Annotated in this window: 13 protein-coding genes, 2 tRNA genes and 1 pseudogene; 12 read left to right on the top strand and 4 right to left on the bottom strand. The window is 46.5% G+C overall.

What is annotated here, in order from left to right:
- Together F8C82_RS14800 and F8C82_RS14520 are read left to right on the top strand one after the other, a co-directional pair.
- A pseudogene (locus tag F8C82_RS14800) lies at window positions 1–327 on the top strand (antirestriction protein); the annotation flags it as partial.
- 73 nt (window positions 328–400) lie between these two features.
- Window positions 401–472 (top strand) — tRNA-Arg (locus tag F8C82_RS14520).
- Between the two features lie 343 nt (window positions 473–815).
- Here the strand turns inward: F8C82_RS14520 and F8C82_RS14515 are convergent.
- Complete coding sequence (locus F8C82_RS14515) at window positions 816–2,105, bottom strand: ammonium transporter (RefSeq protein WP_151694339.1); 1,290 nt, start codon at window positions 2,103–2,105, stop codon at window positions 816–818.
- Window positions 2,106–2,525: 420 nt separating this feature from the next.
- Between F8C82_RS14515 and F8C82_RS14510 the strand changes: the two genes are divergently transcribed.
- The gene (locus F8C82_RS14510) at window positions 2,526–3,149 is read left to right on the top strand and encodes a helix-turn-helix domain-containing protein (protein WP_151694338.1); all 624 of its coding nucleotides are present in this window, start codon (window positions 2,526–2,528) and stop codon (window positions 3,147–3,149) included.
- A 19-nt stretch (window positions 3,150–3,168) separates the two neighbouring features.
- Here the strand turns inward: F8C82_RS14510 and F8C82_RS14505 are convergent.
- From F8C82_RS14505 to metG, 3 genes are all read right to left on the bottom strand, one after another.
- Window positions 3,169–3,240 (bottom strand) — tRNA-Arg (locus tag F8C82_RS14505).
- A gap of 28 nt (window positions 3,241–3,268) precedes the next feature.
- A complete protein-coding gene (locus F8C82_RS14500; protein WP_151694337.1) occupies window positions 3,269–4,219 on the bottom strand; it encodes an alpha/beta hydrolase in 951 nt (316 codons plus the stop codon).
- A gap of 10 nt (window positions 4,220–4,229) precedes the next feature.
- The gene (gene metG / locus F8C82_RS14495) at window positions 4,230–6,386 is read right to left on the bottom strand and encodes a methionine--tRNA ligase (protein WP_262714056.1); all 2,157 of its coding nucleotides are present in this window, start codon (window positions 6,384–6,386) and stop codon (window positions 4,230–4,232) included.
- A gap of 14 nt (window positions 6,387–6,400) precedes the next feature.
- Between metG and F8C82_RS14490 the strand changes: the two genes are divergently transcribed.
- The 9 genes from F8C82_RS14490 to F8C82_RS14450 all read left to right on the top strand — a co-directional run bounded on the left by F8C82_RS14490 (window position 6,401) and on the right by F8C82_RS14450 (window position 21,634).
- Window positions 6,401–7,297: a S66 peptidase family protein gene (locus F8C82_RS14490; protein WP_151694335.1), complete on the top strand. Its 897-nt coding sequence runs from the start codon at window positions 6,401–6,403 to the stop codon at window positions 7,295–7,297.
- Window positions 7,298–7,362: 65 nt separating this feature from the next.
- The gene (locus F8C82_RS14485) at window positions 7,363–7,728 is read left to right on the top strand and encodes a YraN family protein (protein WP_151694334.1); all 366 of its coding nucleotides are present in this window, start codon (window positions 7,363–7,365) and stop codon (window positions 7,726–7,728) included.
- 82 nt (window positions 7,729–7,810) lie between these two features.
- Window positions 7,811–8,716, top strand: a complete 906-nt coding sequence (locus tag F8C82_RS14480) for a pseudouridine synthase (protein WP_151694333.1) — start codon at window positions 7,811–7,813, stop codon at window positions 8,714–8,716.
- Between the two features lie 91 nt (window positions 8,717–8,807).
- Window positions 8,808–11,306, top strand: a complete 2,499-nt coding sequence (locus F8C82_RS14475) for an AsmA-like C-terminal region-containing protein (RefSeq protein WP_151694332.1) — start codon at window positions 8,808–8,810, stop codon at window positions 11,304–11,306.
- A 240-nt stretch (window positions 11,307–11,546) separates the two neighbouring features.
- Entirely contained in the window at window positions 11,547–12,854 is a 1,308-nt protein-coding gene (locus F8C82_RS14470; RefSeq protein WP_151694331.1) for an endonuclease/exonuclease/phosphatase family protein, read from the top strand.
- Window position 12,855: 1 nt separating this feature from the next.
- Entirely contained in the window at window positions 12,856–15,027 is a 2,172-nt protein-coding gene (locus tag F8C82_RS14465; protein WP_151694330.1) for a hypothetical protein, read from the top strand.
- Window positions 15,028–15,060: 33 nt separating this feature from the next.
- Window positions 15,061–17,286 carry a T9SS type A sorting domain-containing protein gene (locus tag F8C82_RS14460; protein ID WP_151694329.1) on the top strand — a complete coding sequence of 742 codons (2,226 nt, stop codon included), beginning with the start codon at window positions 15,061–15,063 and terminating at the stop codon, window positions 17,284–17,286.
- A gap of 59 nt (window positions 17,287–17,345) precedes the next feature.
- Complete coding sequence (locus tag F8C82_RS14455) at window positions 17,346–18,791, top strand: hypothetical protein (RefSeq protein WP_151694328.1); 1,446 nt, start codon at window positions 17,346–17,348, stop codon at window positions 18,789–18,791.
- A gap of 2 nt (window positions 18,792–18,793) precedes the next feature.
- Window positions 18,794–21,634 carry a TonB-dependent receptor gene (locus tag F8C82_RS14450; RefSeq protein ID WP_151694327.1) on the top strand — a complete coding sequence of 947 codons (2,841 nt, stop codon included), beginning with the start codon at window positions 18,794–18,796 and terminating at the stop codon, window positions 21,632–21,634.
- Window position 21,635: the final 1 nt, after the last annotated feature.

Here is a 21,635-nt window from a genome sequence, read left to right as displayed (position 1 = left end):
CAATTTGATGTTGTAGCCATCGACTCATGGCAAAAGCTTGGCATCCCTAACCATCGTTTTGATGAGCTACGGAATGAATACCCAAACACGGTGTTCATTGTCATTTTCCAACAAAACGGAGAAGGAGGTACACGTGGGGGAGTGACGGCAGATTATGATGCGCCAGTATCAATTAAGGTTCATAAAGTCGATGAAACCTTTGATTTGAATTATGCGCGATTTGAAAAGAACAGGGGAAATCGGTTAGATGATGCTTGGATTGTATCAAGTAAATCGATTGTAGATTTAGATACAGCAACGCAAAGTGCGCGAGATGATCACAAGTAATTTGTTGCACAGTGAAGGAATTGAATAGTTCGGTATAATCTCTCGAGCAATTAGTACCTTTGGCGTCCTCATAGGCCCTATAGTACAATGGATAGTACGTGAGTCTCCGGAACTCAAAATCCAGGTTCGATTCCTGGTAGGGTCACAACTCCCTTTATTTACATAAGCTCTTCATGTTCATTTCACAGTCATTAAGCGAGCCACTTAATGCGCCAGTAGTTACATTCTTATAGACGTTTAGATGCTCTGAAGCCCGCATAAACAGGTGAGCAAATTCTAACGAAAGAACTCCGGAACCCAAGATTCAGGTTCGATTCCTGATAGGGTCACCAAGCGCCACACTAATGAAGTGTGGCGTTTTTTATTTTGGAGTACCACGTTCTCTTGGCTCTCGCCCTCCATTTTGAATAATGAAAGCCCAAGTAGACTCAAAAACTACCTGGGCTTCAACTCAGAATTGCGTGGTTGGGTACGATTAATACTGTGAGTTAAAGTCGTTCGTCGTGCTGACTCAAATCTAACCCTGTGGTTTCATCGTCAATGCTCACACGCATAGGAGCAATGAGGTCGGTGATCTTCAACATCAACAGCGTAACACTGAAGACCAGCACAGAAACCACAACTAGAACGGTTAACTCTTTTAGAAATAAGGAAGAATGGCCGTAATACAGACCGTCTGTAGCAAAAATTCCGGTCATGAGCATTCCGACCATCCCTCCAACACCATGACTAGGGAAAACGTCGAGTGTATCATCAATGCCACTGCGGGTACGCCATTCAATCATCATATTCGAAACAATAGCTGCTGCAAAGCCGATAACGAGAGAATGGGCGATAGAAACAAATCCCGCAGCAGGGGTAATCGCTACTAATCCAACAACGGCACCAATACAAACGCCAAGCGCGCTCGGCTTTCGTCCCCTAATGGCATCGAACAGGATATACGTTACGGCGGCAGCAGCGCTTGCTGTGGTGGTTGTACTTAGAGCCAATACACCCAAACTGTTGGCTCCAAATGCCGACCCGGCATTAAAACCGAACCAGCCAAACCACAGCAAGCCCGTGCCTAACAACACGTAAGTAATACGTGCTGGCTGATGCTCTTGCTCGTGCCTGCCCTTTAAGTACATGGCAGAAGCAAGTGCGGCTACACCAGCGCTGATGTGCACTACAGTCCCTCCGGCGAAATCCAAAACTCCCCAGTTAAATAGAAGGCCGTCGGGGTGCCACGTAGCATGCGCTAGTGGAGCATAAATGAACAAACTGAACAAAACGATAAATAACATATAGGACGTAAACCGTATCCGCTCCGCAAACGCACCCGTGATGAGGGCTGGCGTGATAATGGCAAACTTCAATTGAAAGAAAGAAAACAGCGCCAGCGGAATAGTTGGCGCTGTTGACATTGGCGCATGTTCCCAAACACCTTTGTATAAAAAGAAAGTGGATGGATCTCCAATGATGCCCCCAAGAGAATCGCCAAATGCCAAGCTAAACCCAATAAATACCCATAATACCGTGATGATGGCCATTGAAGCGAAACTCTGGAGCATCGTGGAAATCACATTCTTCTTTCGAACCATACCGCCATAAAAGAAGGCTAGACCCGGCGTCATGATTAACACCAGGGCCGAAGCCATCAACATCCAAGCGGTATCTCCGGTGTCATACTCGTGCATTTCAACTGCTGACTCTACTGGACTGGCAGGTGTATAAACCAAGGCCAATACCATGAGTAGGGCTAAAACAGTAAAGGGTATGACATTCTTCGTTTTCATTGCTCACAATAGGGGGCTCCCTGATAAAACTATGCATTTTTCAGAGATCAACCCTACACAAAAGAGGGGTCTGGCCGTATAAATCTGTTTAATTTTTAATACAACCCCTCAAATTAAAAGTGTCATCTCTACAATTCTAAATACACTTCTACTCGTCTTTCTACACGAATAACAAGCCTTTGTTTCAATGGAAACCTTTTTGGATTTACTTACACTTGTTCGGGATGAAAAAAAATCCAAAAACAGAGGATTTTTTTTCAAAAGATGCCCTCCGCCTTCTAAAAGGGATACTAAAAATCAGAAATCAATGAAGTTTTATAGCGATGAACACTTGCCTGACACAAGTGTCGTATAAATGTCAGAAGCTATTTTATCGCCTAAGTACCCTACTGGCTATGTTTGCAGCAAATACATGTCATCATGAATTCATCACTAGGTTCTTCCATTCAATCGATTCGAAAACATCGCGCACTTTCGCAATCCCAACTTGCAGAAAAGTCAGGGTTAACCCTTCGAACCATACAACGAATTGAAGCAGATGAAACGACACCACGAGGCGACAGCCTGCTTCGTATCGCATCCGCCCTTGAAGTTTCGATTCAGGAATTAACCGACTCCCAACTGGAAGAAAACCCCGGGCTGAATGCCAGCATCGTTTGGTCATCACTATCCTTCATCGCGTTTCCCTTCTTGGGCTTTCTCATTCCTTTGATAATTTGGCTACCGAAGAGAGGTCGCTACAAAGCCGTGGATAAAACTGCTAAAACAGTGTTGAACTTTCAAGCAACATGGATGCTTTTACTAATCCTCACCCCCTTCGTGGCCGGGGTATATCTGGCTGGTGTCATGGAAGACATGACTACAACAACCAACGGGCATAATGAGGTTTCACCTTCAAAAGTGGCAGGAGCTATTAAGAATGTCGCCCTCCCTCTCTTGCTGCTCAGTTTGACCAACATCATCGCCACAGTTTGGAATGGCATTCGAGCGATGAAGGGAAAGCAAGCTGTATACCCTCCTGCTATCCCTTTTATTCGGAAATGATAGTACTTGTATCAAGTAGTAGCCCCGGGCAGGATCGAACTGCCATCTAAAGTTTAGGAAACTTCCATTCTATCCGTTGAACTACGGGGCCAACAACACCATGGAAACAAAGCGTGGAATCAATCCATTGCTGCCTTCAACTCTGGTGTTAGAAAATCAAACACCTGATCGGCAAGCGCTGAGCTATTGTTCCAAGGACAATGTTGTAATTCTGGAAAAATCAAGGAGGCATTCTCCAAGCCAATGGCATCCGCTTGAGTAGCGATCGGCTCACTACCGCAGAGCTCCATGGCAGATGGTGAATTATTCAATACATGCCCGCAACCGTAAGGAACAATATTATCCCAAGTGCCATGCGCCATGATCAACTCTGGACCATTGGCGTTCAGCCAAGATGGATTTACAATACCCCCGGCCAAAGAAATGACAGCCTTCACTCGATTGGAACTGGTTGGATCGTGCATTGCCGACCATCCTCCAGCAGAATCAATAGCCGCTTGAAGATTGGTTGAAACCGCATCATTCTGATCCATATGCCCCATGTGAAGCGACAAAACCGCTCCCGCGGAATTCCCCGCTAAAGCAATTTTATCAGGATCTATTCCATGCGGATTTCCAGAAGCATGTGAGGCAATTACCTGCTCGAGCACCGTATTCCCGTCAGCCAATGCATTTGCCACTACATAAAGGGACTGAACACTATCTATCATCATAAAGGGACTCGAAGCAAGTCGGTAATCGTAGCTAATGGCAACGTAACCGTATTCCGCCAAACGAGTGGCATAATCAACCATCACTGGGTTGTTCCGATTACCACTTACAAAAGCACCACCGTGTGCTAGTAAGACAACTCGTCTATCGGTGGCAGAATCGTCTTTGGGAGTGTAAATATTCATCCAAAGGTTGTGAGTAGCGTCATATTGAAGACTATCTACTTCGACCTCTGTAAAAAGTGCTTGACTATAGCGACCGCTGTCTGTGCAGTTGTTACATGACTGTGGATCTTCTTCTTTTGAACAAGACGCCCATAAAACTACACCTAAAGCGAGAGGGAGAAAACGATATTTCATAGCACGAATTTTAAGCAATCACCATTCCATTAGAAATGGCTTCACCAGGTTGAACGAAGACCAATTTACCATCTTCATCCTCAGCCATCAAAATCATCCCTCTACTTTCTACCCCACGAATTTTTCTAGGAGCCAAATTCGCCAATAAGCAGACCTGCTTTCCAACCACCTCCTCTGGAGCATAGTGGAGCGCAATTCCACTTACAACGGTGCGAACATCCAAACCGGTATCCACGGTTAACTTCAGCAATTTATCCGCCTTCTTCACTTTCTCTGCCTCGAGAATCGTTGCAACACGAAGGTCCATCTTCACGAAATCGTCATACGTAGCTTCTTCCTTCGCCGGTTCAATAGCAGGTGCCGTCGCCTCCACTTCAGCAGGAACACTTTGCGCTAATTTTTCAAGCTGTGCTTCCACTTGGTTATCTTCCACCTTTTCGAATAGGAGCTTCGATTCTCCCAACTGGTGCCCCTCTGGCAACATAGGCGCACTTTGAAGCATGGCCGACCAATTTGCGGAATCACTCAAATTGAGCATTTCACGCATAGCTGCAGAAGTAAACGGCAAGAAAGGTTCTGATGCCACCGCTAGAATTGCCGTGATTTGTGAAGCCACATTCATAACGGTAGCCGTGCGAACCGGGTCGGTCTTTTGCGTCTTCCACGGCTCTTCGTCCGCTAGATATTTGTTACCTGCACGAGCAACGTTCATCAAGGCTTGAAGCGCTTCACGGAACTTATAATTTTCAATGGAAGTCTCTAATTTTCCAAGGTGCTCGCGAACTTCTGCAAGGGTCTGAGTATCTATTTCTTTCCATTCACCTTGGGAAGAAATTTGTCCGTCGTAGTACTTCTTATTCAATACCATCACTCGGTTGACGAAGTTTCCAAACACTGCTACCAACTCACTGTTGTTGCGCGTTTGGAAATCAGCCCAAGTGAAATCATTATCCTTCGTTTCCGGCATACTCGCCGCAAGCGCATAACGCAAAACGTCTTGCTTTCCTTCAAAGTCGTTCAAGTACTCATGTAACCAAACGGCCCAGTTTCGCGAGGTCGAAATCTTCTTTCCTTCCAAATTTAAGAACTCGTTGGCTGGAACTTGATCTGGCAAAATATATCCGCCGTGTTCCATCAAAATTGCCGGGAAAATAATGCAGTGGAATACGATATTATCTTTTCCAATAAAGTGAATCAGACGAGTATCTTCATCTTTCCACCACTTCTCCCAATCGGCACCTAAGTGCTCTTTTGTTGCACTGATGTAACCAATAGGAGCATCAAACCAAACGTAGAGAACCTTACCCTCGCCTCCTTCAACAGGAACGGGAACTCCCCAATCCAAATCGCGGGTCATGGATCGAGGCTGCAATCCATCGCCTGCATCCAACCAGCTCTTACACTGACCAAAAACATTGGGCTTCCAATCGCTATGGCTCTCGATAAACGTCCGAATTTTCGGAGCGAGTTTGTCCAATGGCAAGAACCAATTGGTCGTCTCCTTCAGAATGGGTTGAGCACCACTGAGGGTTGAACGAGGGTTCTTGAGATCGGTGGGGTTCAAGCTGGAACCGCAGCTCTCACATTGATCACCATAGGCATCTTCATGACCACAAACCGGACATGTTCCCATGATGTAGCGATCGGCCAAAAACTGATCAGCCTCTGGATCGTAGTACTGCTCCGTTTTCTTCGTATCAAAAACACCTTTGTCATAAAGGGTTTTAAAGAATTCCGAAGCTGTCTCCTTGTGAATTTCACTACTGGTTCTGCTGTAGTGATCGAAGGAAATACCAAAATCATTGAGAGCATCGCGCATCATCACGTGATATCGATCCACCACTTCCTGAGGAGTTATCCCCTCTTTCTTGGCTTTGATCGTAATGGCCACCCCGTGTTCGTCTGAACCGCACAGGAATTGCACATCTTTCCCCTTCAACCGAAGGTATCGCACATAGATGTCCGCCGGCAAGTAACAACCTGCCAAGTGCCCAATGTGAATAGGCCCATTCGCATAAGGAAGGGCCGCTGTGATGGTATATCTTTTCGGATCTTGCATGAATCTGATTTGTCGCACAAAAGTACGATGTGCAAACCAGTTCTGCGAATGATGTGAAACGAGTCTGTATTTGTACCTTCGACTATCTACAAAAGTGATTTCATTCACCGAGATTTCTCGCCATGATTCAACCTACTCCCCTGCGAAAAAACGATACGGTAGTCATCGTTTCTACCGCTCGTAAAATTTCATCCTCCGAACTTGAACCGGCTATCCAATGGCTACACGAATCTGGATTTCAGGTAGAACTCTCCCCTTATCTATTTGAGGTAGAAAATCAATTTGCAGGATCAGATGAAATCCGCAGGAAATCTCTTCAATGGGCATTGGACCACCCCACTGCAAAAGCCATTTGGTGTGCCCGTGGCGGCTATGGGACTGCTAGAATTTTGGATGATCTCGATTGGACGCAATTCACCATTCAACCCAAATGGATTACAGGTTACAGCGACATCACAGCTTTGCACGGACTCCTTCAGGCGAAAGGCTACGCAAGTATTCACTCTACCATGCCCATCAATGTAGCCACCAATACCAAGGAAGCTTTGGACTCCCTGTACCTTGCATGGACAGGCACGCCGAGTACGCTTGAAGCAGAGGCTCATGCGCTCAATAAAATCGGCAGTGCCAAAGGCGTGCTCGTGGGTGGCAATCTATCTGTCCTCTACTCCACGCTGGGTTCGCCTTCACAACCTCCTTTGGGGAACTGTATTCTCTTTTTAGAAGATTTGGACGAATACCTCTACCACATCGACCGAATGATGCTCAACCTTAGCAGAAACGGTTGGTGGGAAAAAATCAGCGCTGTGGTGGTGGGTGGAATGACCGACATGAACGACAACACCATTCCATTTGGCAGCTCTGCAGTTGAAACCATAGCCCGACATATTGCTCCCTTCAAAATTCCACTCGGATTCAACTTTAGCGCAGGCCACATAGATGACAACGAAGCGCTCATCCTAGGAACTACATACAACTTGCTCGTCGGTAAAAGTGGAAGCATACTACGGCCTGAGTAAAATTAGCACAGTGAGATTCCGTTGTCTTCAAGTGCCTTCCTCTACTTTTAAGGAAAGCACGTACTATGAAAAACACCAAACAAAACATCGGATCCGAAGGTGAAAACCTTGCAGCTACTCACTTAAAGTCTTTGGGCTATGAAATCATTGGCCGAAACCTTCGTATCAAAAACGACGAACTAGACATTCTGGCGAAGGATGGGGAAATGCTGGTATTTGTGGAAGTGAAAACTCGAGTAAGTGACACCTATGGCGTTCCCGAAGATTTCGTCAACTATCAGAAAGAGCAACACATGATTCGCTTCGCCGAGAACTACATCTTTGAAAACGACTGGCGAGGTGAAAGTCGATTTGACATCGTTGCCGTTCATTATCAGGGAAGAAACACTGTGTTGCGACATATTGTAGACGCCTTTTACCCCAGTGCTTAACTGATTGAAAATGAAAGAGAGGGAATGATTGTCACGTCATTTCTTATATGTACTTTTGCCGCCTGAAATAATTCGAAATACAATGAATCGAAAAAGGCCAACTAGAGGTGGTGCTAACGATCGCAACAAGCGAAACGACGACGCCCCTCGCCATCCGAGAGGACCGCAGGCCCGAGACTCAAAGAAGTCCGGTGGCAAAGGGAGAACCTACTCAACTGACGCTCCTAAAAAGTTCTATGCTCCAAAGCGCAAGCAAGCTGAGAACTTGGCACCGAATAAGGACGAAATGCGTCTCAACCGCTTCCTCTCCATTTCTGGAATTTGTAGCAGAAGAGAAGCCGACAAGTTTATCGAGGCGGGCTTAGTTACTGTGAATGGAAAAGTCATTACCGAACTCGGCGTGAAGGTGAAAACCACCGACGATGTGCGTTACAATGGCGAAACCATCAAGGCCGAGAAGAAGGTTTACCTCCTCCTCAATAAGCCGAAAGGTTTCCTCACGACCATGGACGACCCGAAAGCCCGCAAAACCGTTATGGAATTGGTAGGTGCTGCTTGTAAAGAACGCATCTATCCGGTAGGTCGACTTGACAGAGCGACAACCGGTGTAATCCTTTTCACCAACGACGGTGACGTGGCAAAGAAGCTCACCCATCCATCACATGGAGCTCGCAAGATCTACCAAGTACAATTGGACAAAAACCTGAAGCGCGCAGATTTTGACGCGATTATTAAAGGGGTTGAATTGGAAGATGGGGTGATTTCACCAGATGCACTTTCCTACCTGGACGAAAGATCGAAGTCACATATTGGAATAGAAATTCACTCGGGCAAAAACCGCATCGTTCGTCGAATCTTTGAAAGCTTCGGGTATGAAGTGGTAAAGCTCGACCGCACTTCTTTTGCTGGATTGACCAAGAAAGGACTCAACCGCGGTCACTACCGCTTCCTTCGTCCTGACGAAATCAACTTCCTCAAGACCCGTTAACGGGAGGTCGTTGAAAAATATCTCAACTCCGCATAAGGTCCACTATTTGCACGTTGTAATTTCACATTGAATTTCACAATAGCAGAGACCATTGGAAAACGAGAAGAAAAAACGGAGAAGTCCATTCAAACGACTTCTCCGTGCTTTACTCAGCATCACCATCACGGTATTGATCCTCTTGGGAGGTGCGTTCGCGTACTTATACACCAACCAAGAGCAACTTCGTGGCGCATTGGTGGGTCAGGTGAATGAATACCTCGACGCCGATGTGAAAGTGGGAGACATCCGCATGGATTTCTTCTCGCAATTCCCCGACGTTTCCTTCCGTTTTGGCGAGGTGTTTTGCAAGGAAGTGATTCCCGCAACCTCCAACGACACCCTCTTCTATTTCAAGGCCGTTTACTTTGAATTCAACCTTTGGCAGTTGATCCAATCAGAGTATGAGCTCAAAGGCATCACCTTTGACGATGGAAACCTTGAACTCCGCATGTACGCCAATGGCACCGACAACTATCACTTTTGGAAAGAATCGGCCGATACCACGGAAAGCGGACTCAAACTCGCCTTGGACGATGTGAAATTCTCCAACACCTCCATCTCCATAGAAACCCCCGATTTATTCACCTCCTTGGAGGCGGATCAATTGGATTTACACGGGATGGTTCAAAGCGGAAACTTCTCCTCTTCCCTTAAATGGAAAGGTCGGATGAACGCTTTCATCATGGAAGAAGTAGACTGGCTTCCCAAGCGAGACGTTTTTGCTGAGATTGATTTTAGAACTTCTGCTGATTCCACCTTTATTGAAAATGGAGTGGTAGAAATTCAAACCCTCCGCTTCAATGCAAATGGAGCCATGACAGGGGACGATCAGCATTGGAAACTCAATGGGTCTGAATTGGACTTAGGACAATTTATCACGCTCATTCCTAGTCAGTTTATCCCAGATAAATCTCTGGTTGATGCCGATGGACAATTCGACCTAGCGATTCGACTGGACCTCGAAGACGAAAAGCTTCTCCTCACCGCAGACACCCGCATGAACAACGGTCAGCTTGATTTGAAAAAATCGGGATTGCACTTGAGCAACTTGCAGTTTGATGGCCACTTTGACAATGGCGTTCGCGGCAGATTGGAAGATGCCAACCTGCGCATCGAACACATTCACGCTAATACCTCCACTGGACTACTCACCGCTGACTTGAACATCAAAAACTTCATATCCCCAACAGTTGCGACTACAGGTGAAATAGAGATGGATTTTCGCGAAGCACTCACCTTGGCAGAAACCGATTTCTGGGAAATTGCCGAGGGTAAACTCTCGGGTACTTTCAACATTAGAAAACGCTACACCAACTTTGGCGACATTCAAAAATCTGGACTCACCTCAGCATACATGAAGGGAAGCTTGGTGCTTTCTGATAGTCGATTGAAGGTGGTGGAATCCGGTCTTGACATGAATAACCTGAGTGCTCAACTCGAAATGGAAGGCGCCAATATTCAAGTCGTTCAACTCAAATTCACCTCAGGTTCCAGTGATTTTACAGCAAATGGAGTGATCCAAAACGCCATTATTTTTGGACAAACACCTATGCCGAAGTTCAACTTGAACTTATCCGCCAATCACCTCAACTTAGACGACATCTTTGCTTGGCAATTAGACCATCGCAAAGAAGTGGAAAGCACAGCAGAACCGTTTCGATTCGATTTCAACGTAAACTTGAAAGTGGGAGAATTTGAACACCGCGAGTTCACCGCTAGAAACGTTTCGGGCAAGTTCTATTCGGAAGGCCGCGATATCGTAGCCACCGACCTTAAATTCGAAGCTTGTGGAGGATCCATGGACACGAGATTCCGATGGCATCCTGACGGCCCGGTGAGTCAGCTGACCACACGCGGCTCGCTGAAAGATATGGACATTCATCAGCTCTTTACCGAGTTTAACAACTTTGGTCAGCAGAGCCTTACTGCCGACAATATCTACGGAAAGGTAAAGGCCGACTTTGCCATCAGCATCTACTTTAACGATGAAATGGAGCCACAAATCAGCAGCTTGATTTCAGAGACCGACCTCACCATCAAAGAAGGCCGATTGGTCAACTACGCACCTCTTGAGCAACTTTCGCGCTTTGCCGATGCATCCGAACTCAAGGATGTGCGCTTTGCTACGCTCGAAAACCACTTGAGTATTGCAGACCAAAACATTCACATTCCCGGAATGACCGTAAAGAGTAATGTCCTTGAATTGTGGGTACAAGGAGATCACCGATTTGACGATTACATAGACTACAGTTTGAAACTCAAATTGCTGGATGCCCTTGGTACTCGTCGACAAACAAGTCGTGAGCTAGCCGACTTCATTCAAGAATCCAGTCGCGAACAGCCTCAAATCCCTATTAAGATTGTGGGTCCGCTAGATAATCTTACTATTACCATTGACCGCACCTTGTTAGGTGAAGGAATTCGTGATGAATGGAAAGGCCAAGGTCAGGAATTACGCGATTTAATCGAGGGAAAAGAAGATCCAACAGCCACTGAACCCGAGTACATTTTTGAGTGGAATGACGAGCGCGACACGTCAAGAGGACGTTAATTCTCGCCGACTTTTTCTCCACACAATGTATAGCTAAAGGTCAGAAACAACCTACAGAAATGTTCGGCATTCATAGCATTTCCACTGTTCATGGGGCATTGCGGGCACGTGTTATGATTTAAACTTGCCATAACACATAAACTTGTTGCTTACCTCAACTCGCACTACCTTTGTCCTCCTTTGACGAGGGCCTAGAATCGTACTGATTTTCAAGTTCGAAGTGGCAAATGCAAGCATGGCATGAAGAAAGTCTACGGACTCTTTCTTTTGGTTTGTGGTTTCAATCTCGCCGCCACCGCTCAGAATTCGGAGCGTTTGAAGATTATGACCTATAATCTTCTCAATTACAGGAATACAACTTCCTACTGTGATGGGTCGAATAACTCTAGCAGTCAGAAAGATACCTATCTCCACACCATCGTCAATCACGTTGAGCCTCACATTCTGGTTTGTCAGGAAGTTGGCGCACAGTCTGGAGTTCCGGCTGACCGAATTTTAACAAACGCCCTAAACACTGGCTCAACACAATACTGGGCCAAAGCGGCATACACGAATAACGGCTTCTCCAACATAGTAAATGCCGCGTTTTACGATACTCGATACGTCGGACTAAAGTCGCAATCACACATTACACAAGATGCGAGCAACAACAGTTTAGCCCGTGTGATCGACTTCTACCGATTCTATTACAAGGACTCATTATTGAGTAATGATCCGGACACCGTATTCTTCACGGTTGTTGGCGTTCACCTCAAAGCTGGATCAACCACTTCCGACCAAAACCAACGAACCGCTGCGGCTCTAGCGACCATGCAGTACATTCAAAGCTCAGTGGTTGACGACAACGTCATCCTTTGTGGCGACCTCAACATGAATGCGGGAAGCGATGCAGCTTTCCAACATTTCATCAATTACTCTGTAGCAGGTGTTCGTCTTTACGATCCCATGAATGAAACCGGAACATGGTATAACAACTATGGCGTTCGATACATTCACACCCAAAGCACTCGTCTTTCTAATACCAATAGCGGTTGCTTCTCTGGTGGTGGTTTGGACGATCGATACGATCACATCTTGGTGAGTGACGAAATCTTAAATGGCGCAGAGGGTATTGAAATGACCAATGGTACCTTCACCGTAATTGGCAACGACGGTCTTCACCTCAACCAAGATATCACTGACAACTCCAACTTAAGTGTCCCGAGCAATGTTCTCACCGCCCTTCACGGGATGTCGGATCACCTTCCTGTCACCCTAGAGTTTGACGTAGAAAAGAAAAACATTGGCTTGCGTGAAGCACCACTTCACGAAACCGCTGTTCGCATTAGTCAGCTTACTCCCAATACTGTTCGCATCGAATGGCCATTGAACGTAAGCGACATCCGATCCATAGAAATTACAGACCTCCACGGTAGATGCATTCATACGTCTATTCCAGATGGAAACGCTGAAGTTATTACCCTTTCTCGTGCAAGAGCTGGAGTTTATGTAGCCCGCTTAACGAGAAACAACGGCGAGCTCGTTCACGCCAAATTCATGATTCGCTAAGATGACAAACCGATTACTCCTCATATTCTCTGCACTACTCACCACATCGGCGGTAGCGCAAACCAGTTTTGATGAGAAGCAAACTACGGCAAGTAATGTTCGCCTTACCGTGACCAATTTGGGAACCTTCGGCAATGCATTTAGAGGATACCGCGACGGAAGTGGAGATCCTTCTTGTGAATATCCGGCGGGATCGGGGATTGAGCACCTATTTGAGTCAGGCATCTGGATTGGCGGATTGGAAAACGGCGGCAACGTTCGCGTTTCAACCTCCGCTTACGATGCTCCGCAAGGGTATGCTGCTGGTAGAGCTGGTTTCGAATTTACAGCTCAACCCGGAAGTGCCTTAGAAGTGCGTTCCACCCTCTTGGACAACCCGAACTACACACCACAAGCCGTCTCTCACCAAGACTACATTTCGGAGTTCTCCGACAATGAGATCACTGTTCCTGGAACGAACATTCCCATTCAAAATCACATCAACCCCATGGGTGTTTCGGTTCGAATGGAAACCTACAACTGGAATTACCGCTTCAGCGATTTCTTTGTGATTGTCAACTTGGTTTTCACCAACAACAGCCAGAATTACTACGACGATACCTACTTGGCACTTTGGGCCAACACCGTTGTCCGAAACATCAACATCACCCCGGCAGGATCTGGAGGATCTACGTTCTATTCGCAAGGGGGCAATGGGTACATAGACAGTTTGAATATGGCTTACTGTTATGACGCAACGGGAGACGAAGGTTTTACCGATAGTTATATCGCCCAAAAATTCTTAGGTGCAGAAGACAAATACGGCTTCCACCATCCTAACATCGATTCCTCGTACAACAGTGTAACAGGCCAGATGGAATTGGACACCGACAACAAAGTGCACTACAATGCATGGGTGTTTAACAACTCTTCTCAAGCTCTTTTTTACTTCCCGCAAGACGACAATCAGCGCTATCAAAAAATGGGTGACGGCCTCAATGAGAATCCATGTTGGGACGATCCATCGGGAGCTGCTTGTCAGCAAGGCGCTGGAATTGACATCCAAGATATGTTGAGCAGTTCAGGCAATCGCTCCGACCTCCTTTCAGTAGGACCTTTCCGCCGTTTTGAACCGGGTGATGAAATCCGTGTTTCCTTTGCCTTTGTATTGGCTCCGAAGAAGAATGACGGAAACCCGAATGCCAGCAACACGCCTGAGCAAAAGGAGATTTTGGTGAACAATGCCGATTGGGCACAAACCGCTTACAACGGTGAGGATGTAAACTTCAACGGAATTCTGGACGATGGTGAAGACCGTGATGGCAATGGTGAAATCACGCGTTTCATCCTTCCTTCCCCACCTGAAACTCCACGCACGAAGGTGGTTCCTAGCGAAAATAAAATCGACATCTACTGGTCCGATAACTCCGAAACCTCGGTGGACCCCATCACTCAGAAGATTGACTTTGAAGGATACAAAATCTACTTATCAAGATTGGGCTTTGACGTTACAGGAACTCCCGATTTGGCTCGTGATTTTGTGTTAATCTCTCAATACGACAAAGCTGGGAATGACCTTTTCTACGAAACGGGATTTGATGCCGTTCGACTCGATGAACCTGTAACGTTTGAAGGAGATACCACCACCTACTACTATCTATATACCATAGAAAACGTACAGAACGGATGGCAGAATGCGGTAGCCGTTACGGCATTTGACGAGGGCAATCCAGAGAGCAATTTGGAATCACTCGAATCCAGCTTCTTGGCCAACGATTTCCGCGCATTTGCGGGAACTACACCAAACGAAGACATGGACAAAAACGAGCCCTTCGTTTATCCAAACCCTTACTACGCAGGTTCCTCTTGGGAAGGCCGATCCAGCTTCCAAGAAGAAAGTAGAAAACTAATATTCGCCAACCTTCCTCGTAGATGCGTGATTCGCATTTACACTTCGGCTGGCGACTTCATTGACGAAATTCGTCACGATGAAAATTACAGCGGAAACGACATCCGTTGGTTTGAAACTTTTGGCTCTGAGAACTCCGATGAAAACGTATTCTCCGGCGGGGAACACGCATGGGATCTTCTCTCCCGCGATTCACAAATCATTAGTCGCGGTTTGTACATGTTTTCAGTTGAGGATTTAGAAACCGGAGAAGCTTTTAACGGCCAATTCGTGATCATTAAATAAGGCAAACACTTCATCATCAATTCCTTTTTACACATGAAAAGAGTATTACTTCTTTGCATGACTCTACTAGGAGGTTTCGCGGCGCAAGCCCAGCACCCTTATGTAGATATTAATCAAATCAACTACGTCAGTCCAACTGACTTAGCAAACTGTAACGACACTAGCGCGTACTTTGGCGACACGGTTCGCACATGGGGCGTTGTAGTTACTCCGGGAAACGTTTCCGAAGTTCCTTCGGGTTCGGTTCAAGGCGGTCACCGTCCATTCTTGTTCATTGCAGATACAGCCAACGGCGGAAACTCTGGACCTTGGAAAGGAATTGAAGTTATGGGTGCGTATCAAAACGCTCAGGGTAACTTGCTTCCACTTCCGAACATCGAGACGGCACTTCCAGGTGATATCATCGAGTTTATTGGTGTGGTTAACGCTTACAACAACGGAACTCAGCTAGAGCCGATTGACGGTAACTCATTTAGCATTATGGGTTCTACTACAGCTCCTACCTACGCCACAGTGCCTTTGGGCGACTTGAACGATGCGAACCAAGTGAACATACCTACTTCAGGTGAGCAATGGGAGAATTCATTCGTCGAGCTTCAAAACGTAACCGTAACTAGCGTCATCTATTTCAGCGGAAACAGTCGCGTGAGCTTTAACGTAGTGGACGGAAACGGCAATACCATCAACGTATCTGATCGCTTCCTAGCGCAAAAGTTACCTAGCCACCAAACGGTTAACCCTTATTCTCCACAAGCTACTGGTTCTTTCAACCCACCGGTTCCTGGAACTTTCTACACTAGCTTGAAGGGAATGGTTCGTCACGATGCCAACGGCTGTTTCGTAAACAGTGGAACCCGTGGTTACGAATTGAATCCATTTGATGCTAGTCACTACGTGGTAGGCTACGCTCCACCGTATATCAGCAACTTCGATCGCGATCCAGCAATCCCAACTAGCAACCAGACGGTGGACTTGACCATGAACATCTCTGACTTTGACGGTACAGTGGATACAGCCATCGTATACTATACTTCAGACAGCACGTTGGATGCATCACAGTTCCCTGGTTATGCATTGAACTTGGTGAGCGGCACTACAGATGAATTTGAATTCACCCTTCCTAAGTATGCCGACGGCACACTTGTACGCTACTACATCAAGGCTACAGACGACCAAGGAAACGATTCATACTACCCTACTACTCCAGTTGGAGCCAGCGAACCAAACTTCGAATACTACTTTGTACGCGACGGTGGACTTAAAATTTTCGATATCCAGTTCTCTTTGGACGGTAGCGGAAACTCTCCATTGGTAGGCCAAACAGTTACTTTCATAGGAATTGTAACCGCATCTACCAAGCAGCACGACCTCGGTTACCTCTACGTACAAGACGAAGGTGGTACAGAATGGAGTGGTGTTTGGTGTGTTGGCGCCGGAATCACCAACTACTTCCGCGAAGAAGAAGTTTTGGTAACGGGTCAAGTTCAAGAGAGCTTCGGAATGACTCAAGTTGTCGTTTCTAACATCCAACACACTGGAAACCGAGCGGTTATTCAACCGGTTGTGATCGATCCTACTGACAGTACTGCAAAAGCAAACTTCGGTTGGGAGAAATACGAAAGTGTTTTGGTAGAATACCGTATGCCAAACAACGCCAAGTTGTACATCAACAACGAGAACCAAGGATTTGGTGACTACAACGTATCGGACGTAGTTGGAAACTCCGACGCACGCTCAGGTAGAATCTTGGCTGGTCGCCAAAGTAGCTCTTCACAATCTTCATTATACGTTCAATTGGTAACCGATTCATCTTACGCTACCGTTGACGGTGAGATGGAAGTAGGTCCAATTGAAGTTTCGGACACCATGAGCATGGATGCGGTTCGCGGTATCTTGTTCTACGGATTCTCCAACTACCGCTTGTTGCCACGTAACAACGACGACTTCATTGGATTGAACGTAACCCTTGACACAACCAATCTTCCTCAGTCTACAATTTCTGTTGAAGAATGGAACAGCACTGCTCAGGTAGTTGCTTACCCGAACCCAGCAACAGACCGCATGACCATTGAATTGGAAGGTGGCAACATTACTGGTGTTTCACTATACGATCTTTCGGGAAGAGCTGTATTGAACCACACTGCAACGGAAGCTCGTGTTGAACTCAACTTGAGCGGACTCCGTGCCGGTGCGTACATCCTTCGCGTGAACGATTCTAAAGGAAACGTACACACTGCGAGAGTTATCATTAGCCAATAAATCATCAATGCTAGACGGTGTCTCCTGATGCCGTCTAGCATTTTTACGATTTCAGTTCGATGAGATCATACCTACAACTTCTCCTGACCCTTTCTTTAGGCGTCGCTTTGACAAGCGGATGCGACAAAGGAACACCCGTTGGTAACGCATTACCGCAAACCCGAATAAGCATTGATGAAATCAACCTGACAGGCGAAGACCGCCTGAACAGTGAGGTTACGCTTAGTTGGTACGGGACCGATAAAGATGGCTACATCAAGGGCTATGAAATCAGTTCGGACAACACTACTTGGGTGTTTACAACCTCCCAAGACAGTACCTTTCAATTTGATATTCCTGCAGGACAGGATTCAGTAGACGTTGATCTATATGTTCGTGCCATTGACAACAACGACGCTGTTGATCCTACGCCTGCCTATTTGAAAATCCCCCTAAAAAACACGCCACCAGTAGCTAAAATCGAAACCACCACTCAGACTACGGGAACGTCGATTGGTGTGGCTACTTACCGATGGACTTCAACCGATCAAGACGGAAACGAGTCGATCACCATGGCGGAGATTAAATTCAACAATGGCTCGTGGTATGAAGTTCCGGTAAATCAGAACCTCATCTCCTTTGTAATTGATCCCAACATTCCCAGCGGTCCGACCACCGCTAGCGTATACTACGCCAACAACTCTACTCCTCAAACTACAACCATAGACGGTTTAGAAGCGGGAGGATCAAACGTGCTTTACCTACGCACAAAAGACATTGCAAATAGTTATTCCGAAGTAGATACCGCACTTGCCGTAACGCTCGTGTTGCCTACTTCCGACCTATTGGTAGTAAACGGACAAAGCGCTTCAGTTGCTACTACCTATCAAACCGCCTTAAACAACAGCGGCATTACTTACGACTATCTAGATTATGGAACGAACGGTGGAGTGAATCAACCCGCATTCTGGTCACCTACTGTCAACCTCCTTCTTCAACAATACGACCGACTTTTCATCCACTCTGATGCACAGGTTTTCCAAAACCAAGCAACAGGTCAAACAGGTGCACTTCTAGCACTGATGGGATCTGCAGTTCAAGAGTTTACCAATTCAGGTAAAAAAGTGTTGGTCACAACTTCTTTCGGAACCCTATCTGATTTGTCTGGAATTACTGGAACGTACCCCATGACTGACGTGGTAACCAGCCCTGGTCTCGTTCGAATTTATCCCGACAGCGTCACTTATCCAGTGATAGATTCCGCCAGCTACCCGCTACTCCAATCGAGCAATGTGTTAGTGGGAATTACTCCTATAGTCAAATCAGCGGATGCTGAAAACTTTTATCGCACCGAGTTGACGCCACTTAGCGGTTGGTCGGGCGACAACCTTGTGGGTGCTCGAAGACGATACCAAGGAAACATATCTGAAGTCCTCTTCTCTATGGAGTTGTGGAGATTCAACAAAAATCCACAGATGCTGGAAGACATCCTCAACCAGATTCTGACTAACGACTTTGATTGGTAAGCATGAGAAAAACTACGCTACTCCTCATCTTTTCCATGTTTGTATCCTCCCTCTGGGCTCAAGATCAAACAGGTCAAATTTCTGGTATCGTTACCGATGCGGAAACCGGTGAACCCCTCTTCAACGCGGGGGTGACGATCATCGGAACTTACTTTGGAGAAATCACTCCATTCAGTGGAGCCTATACTTTTCAAAATGTACCTCCGGGTGACTACAGCATAAAGGTTCAACTTTTGGGCTATGGCACCAAGCAAATAAACGGGGTTACATTGGCCGCCGGAGAAAAGAAGGTTCTCAATATTGAACTAAGTCCTTCTACCGAAGCCCTTCAAACAGTCACTGTTGTAGGCCAAAAGGCTCAGGTTGATTTAGAAACAGCTGGTTCCGAAATCACCATCCGCAAAGAAGACATCGACCAGATGAACGTGCGCGATGTACAGGAAGTAGTAGCGATGCAAGCGGGGGTGACCAAAACGCAAGACGGACTTCAAATCCGCGGTGCTCGTGTGTATGAAACCGAATACATTGTAGATGGAATTTCCGCACAAGACCCCTTGGCTGGAACCGGGTTTGGGGTAAATGTAAGCTCCAGCTCTATCCAATCCATCGATGTTATTACTGGTGGTGCAGGCGCTGAATTTGGCGGAGGATCCTCCGGTGTGATCAACACCAAGATTCGCGAAGCAGGAGAGAAGTTTGAAATCAGCGGTCGCGTTCAAACCGACCATCTTTTCGATCCGAATGCAGCTACGTCTTTCAATACAGACATTGCTGAAATCAACGTGGGCTTCCCCATTCCGGGCACCAATAAAAAATTGACCCTATTCACAAGTGGTACAGTAAATCTCACCGACGAGTACTTCCCGAACCAGGCGAATCAGTTGCACTCCTCACTGTTCACCAATAATACCGACACTTGGGCACCTCGCCAAACCAATTCTTGGACCAATACGATCAAATTGGCGTGGAAGGTTCGTCCGGGTACGAAAATCACCTTCACCAACCAGCACTCGCTAAACATCAACCAGAATACGAGAACGCTTCAAGTAGTGGGATTCGACGCGATTCTAACCCCAGGTTATCAATACAACCGAAGCAACAACCTCGACAACGCAACGACCTACACCCATCACAGCAACTTGACCGCCATCAACCTCAACCAATTGCTCTCTAAGCAATGGGGTTTGAATGTAAGCTTGGGTAGATTGTTTACCAACCTGAGAGCGGATGCCAATGGAAGACCTTTCCGAACAGCGACGGTTGATCAAATTTTGGATGAAGACAACATCATCACTTATCCTGTTGACGTATTCAACCCCGGTGATCCATCTGGAATCTATTACGTTCGTCCGGGCAATGGCTTAGTGAACAACGGCGGTATCTCTTCCACTTGGCACGACCACTACGCCGAAGAATACACTTTGAGAGCCAAGGCCAATTGGATTCCCGAAAGTGAAGTCCACCGTGTGAGCATGGGTCTTGAAACTGTGTTTAACGAATACCAATGGGTGGATGTTACACGTCCATGGGTCGGTGCTCCCATCGTCATTAATGACACGCTCACCAGCCCTTCTATCTCCATCGGTTCTAGCAACGACATCTGGAAAGTGAACCCAGTGCGAGGCGGACTCTTCGTAGAAGATAAAATTACATACAAAGGAATCATCGCTTCCATCGGGTTGAGGATGAACTTCTGGGCACCTGGAAAATTTGCAGACGATGCGGTAAATAATCCGAATGCTCCAGTTATTGATCAGGTTCGTGAGGACTATCAGAACAAGACCTTTGGATTGTTCGGCATGCGTTGGAAAGCTCGACTCCTTCCGCGTATCAATGTGAGCTTCCCCGTAACGGCAAACAATGTATTGTACTTCAACTATGGTCACAGCATGCGACTACCGCATCCACGCTTTATGTATGCCGGCCTCGATCCCGTTTATCAAGACCGCTCTTTCTTGAGCTTCTTGGGGAACCCTGATCTCGACCCAGAAGTCAACGTGAGTTATGAAGTGGGGTACAAATCCTCCATCAATAAAAACCTAGCCATCACTGTGGCTGCGTACAACAATAACCGCTTCGACTACATCGTGTCTAGAAGTGTAATTGTAGAAGACCAAACAGGTAGACCGGTAACTAAAACGATGTACATCAACCAGGATTACGCGAAAGTAGTTGGGGTTGAAGTAGGCGCTCAATACCGAATTGGAAAACACTTTAGAACCTTTGGTAATGTGAGTTATCAAGTGGCTCGAGGAAAATCGAACAGCGCACGGGAATCATCTCTTCAAATTGCACAAAACGGCGAAGTAGCCCTGACCAGAGAGCAGTATTTGGCATGGGATCGACCATGGAATGTCAATCTCGGAATCGTGTTTGCCCCAGACAGTACTTGGAAGCCTTGGAACGTCAACCTTTCTGGATTTGAAGCCTTCTTCCAGTTTGGGTATTCCAGCGGCTATCGTTACACTCCTCAAAAACAGGTGGGTGTTAATGATTTGGGTCGACCAGAATACGAAATCCTCACCGATCAATACTTACAAAAAAGTGCAACTCCGTGGATTACGAGCGACATGAAACTCAGCTACACCGTCTTCACCAACAGAGCTAAGGGAAGCGGCCTCACATTTAGTTTGGAAGTTCGAAACCTCCTCGATTGGAAAAACGCACAGATCATTAACCCAATTACAGGTACAGCCTATCAGTACGGCGACGATGTACCGAATACTTGGAGAGATCCTAGACCTCAATACAACGGTCCGCTTGAAACCGGAGTTGACCCAAGAAACCCAGCCAGATACCTGGCGCCACGTCAAGTTCTCTATGGAATTGGTTTTAGATTTTAAG

The organism is Phaeocystidibacter marisrubri (genome assembly GCF_008933165.1).
Taxonomy (GTDB): domain Bacteria; phylum Bacteroidota; class Bacteroidia; order Flavobacteriales; family Schleiferiaceae; genus Phaeocystidibacter; species Phaeocystidibacter marisrubri.
Note: the sequence above shows the minus strand (reverse complement) of the source record. Positions and strands in the feature narration are given on the sequence as shown.

Coding starts and splice junctions, on each gene's coding strand:
- F8C82_RS14515 (WP_151694339.1), bottom strand. CDS start 2,105: ATGAAAACGAAGAATGTCATACCCTTTACTGTTTTAGCCCTACTCATG.
- F8C82_RS14510 (WP_151694338.1), top strand. CDS start 2,526: ATGAATTCATCACTAGGTTCTTCCATTCAATCGATTCGAAAACATCGC.
- F8C82_RS14500 (WP_151694337.1), bottom strand. CDS start 4,219: ATGAAATATCGTTTTCTCCCTCTCGCTTTAGGTGTAGTTTTATGGGCG.
- F8C82_RS14490 (WP_151694335.1), top strand. CDS start 6,401: ATGATTCAACCTACTCCCCTGCGAAAAAACGATACGGTAGTCATCGTT.
- F8C82_RS14485 (WP_151694334.1), top strand. CDS start 7,363: ATGAAAAACACCAAACAAAACATCGGATCCGAAGGTGAAAACCTTGCA.
- F8C82_RS14480 (WP_151694333.1), top strand. CDS start 7,811: ATGAATCGAAAAAGGCCAACTAGAGGTGGTGCTAACGATCGCAACAAG.
- F8C82_RS14470 (WP_151694331.1), top strand. CDS start 11,547: ATGAAGAAAGTCTACGGACTCTTTCTTTTGGTTTGTGGTTTCAATCTC.
- F8C82_RS14465 (WP_151694330.1), top strand. CDS start 12,856: ATGACAAACCGATTACTCCTCATATTCTCTGCACTACTCACCACATCG.
- F8C82_RS14460 (WP_151694329.1), top strand. CDS start 15,061: ATGAAAAGAGTATTACTTCTTTGCATGACTCTACTAGGAGGTTTCGCG.
- F8C82_RS14455 (WP_151694328.1), top strand. CDS start 17,346: ATGAGATCATACCTACAACTTCTCCTGACCCTTTCTTTAGGCGTCGCT.
- F8C82_RS14450 (WP_151694327.1), top strand. CDS start 18,794: ATGAGAAAAACTACGCTACTCCTCATCTTTTCCATGTTTGTATCCTCC.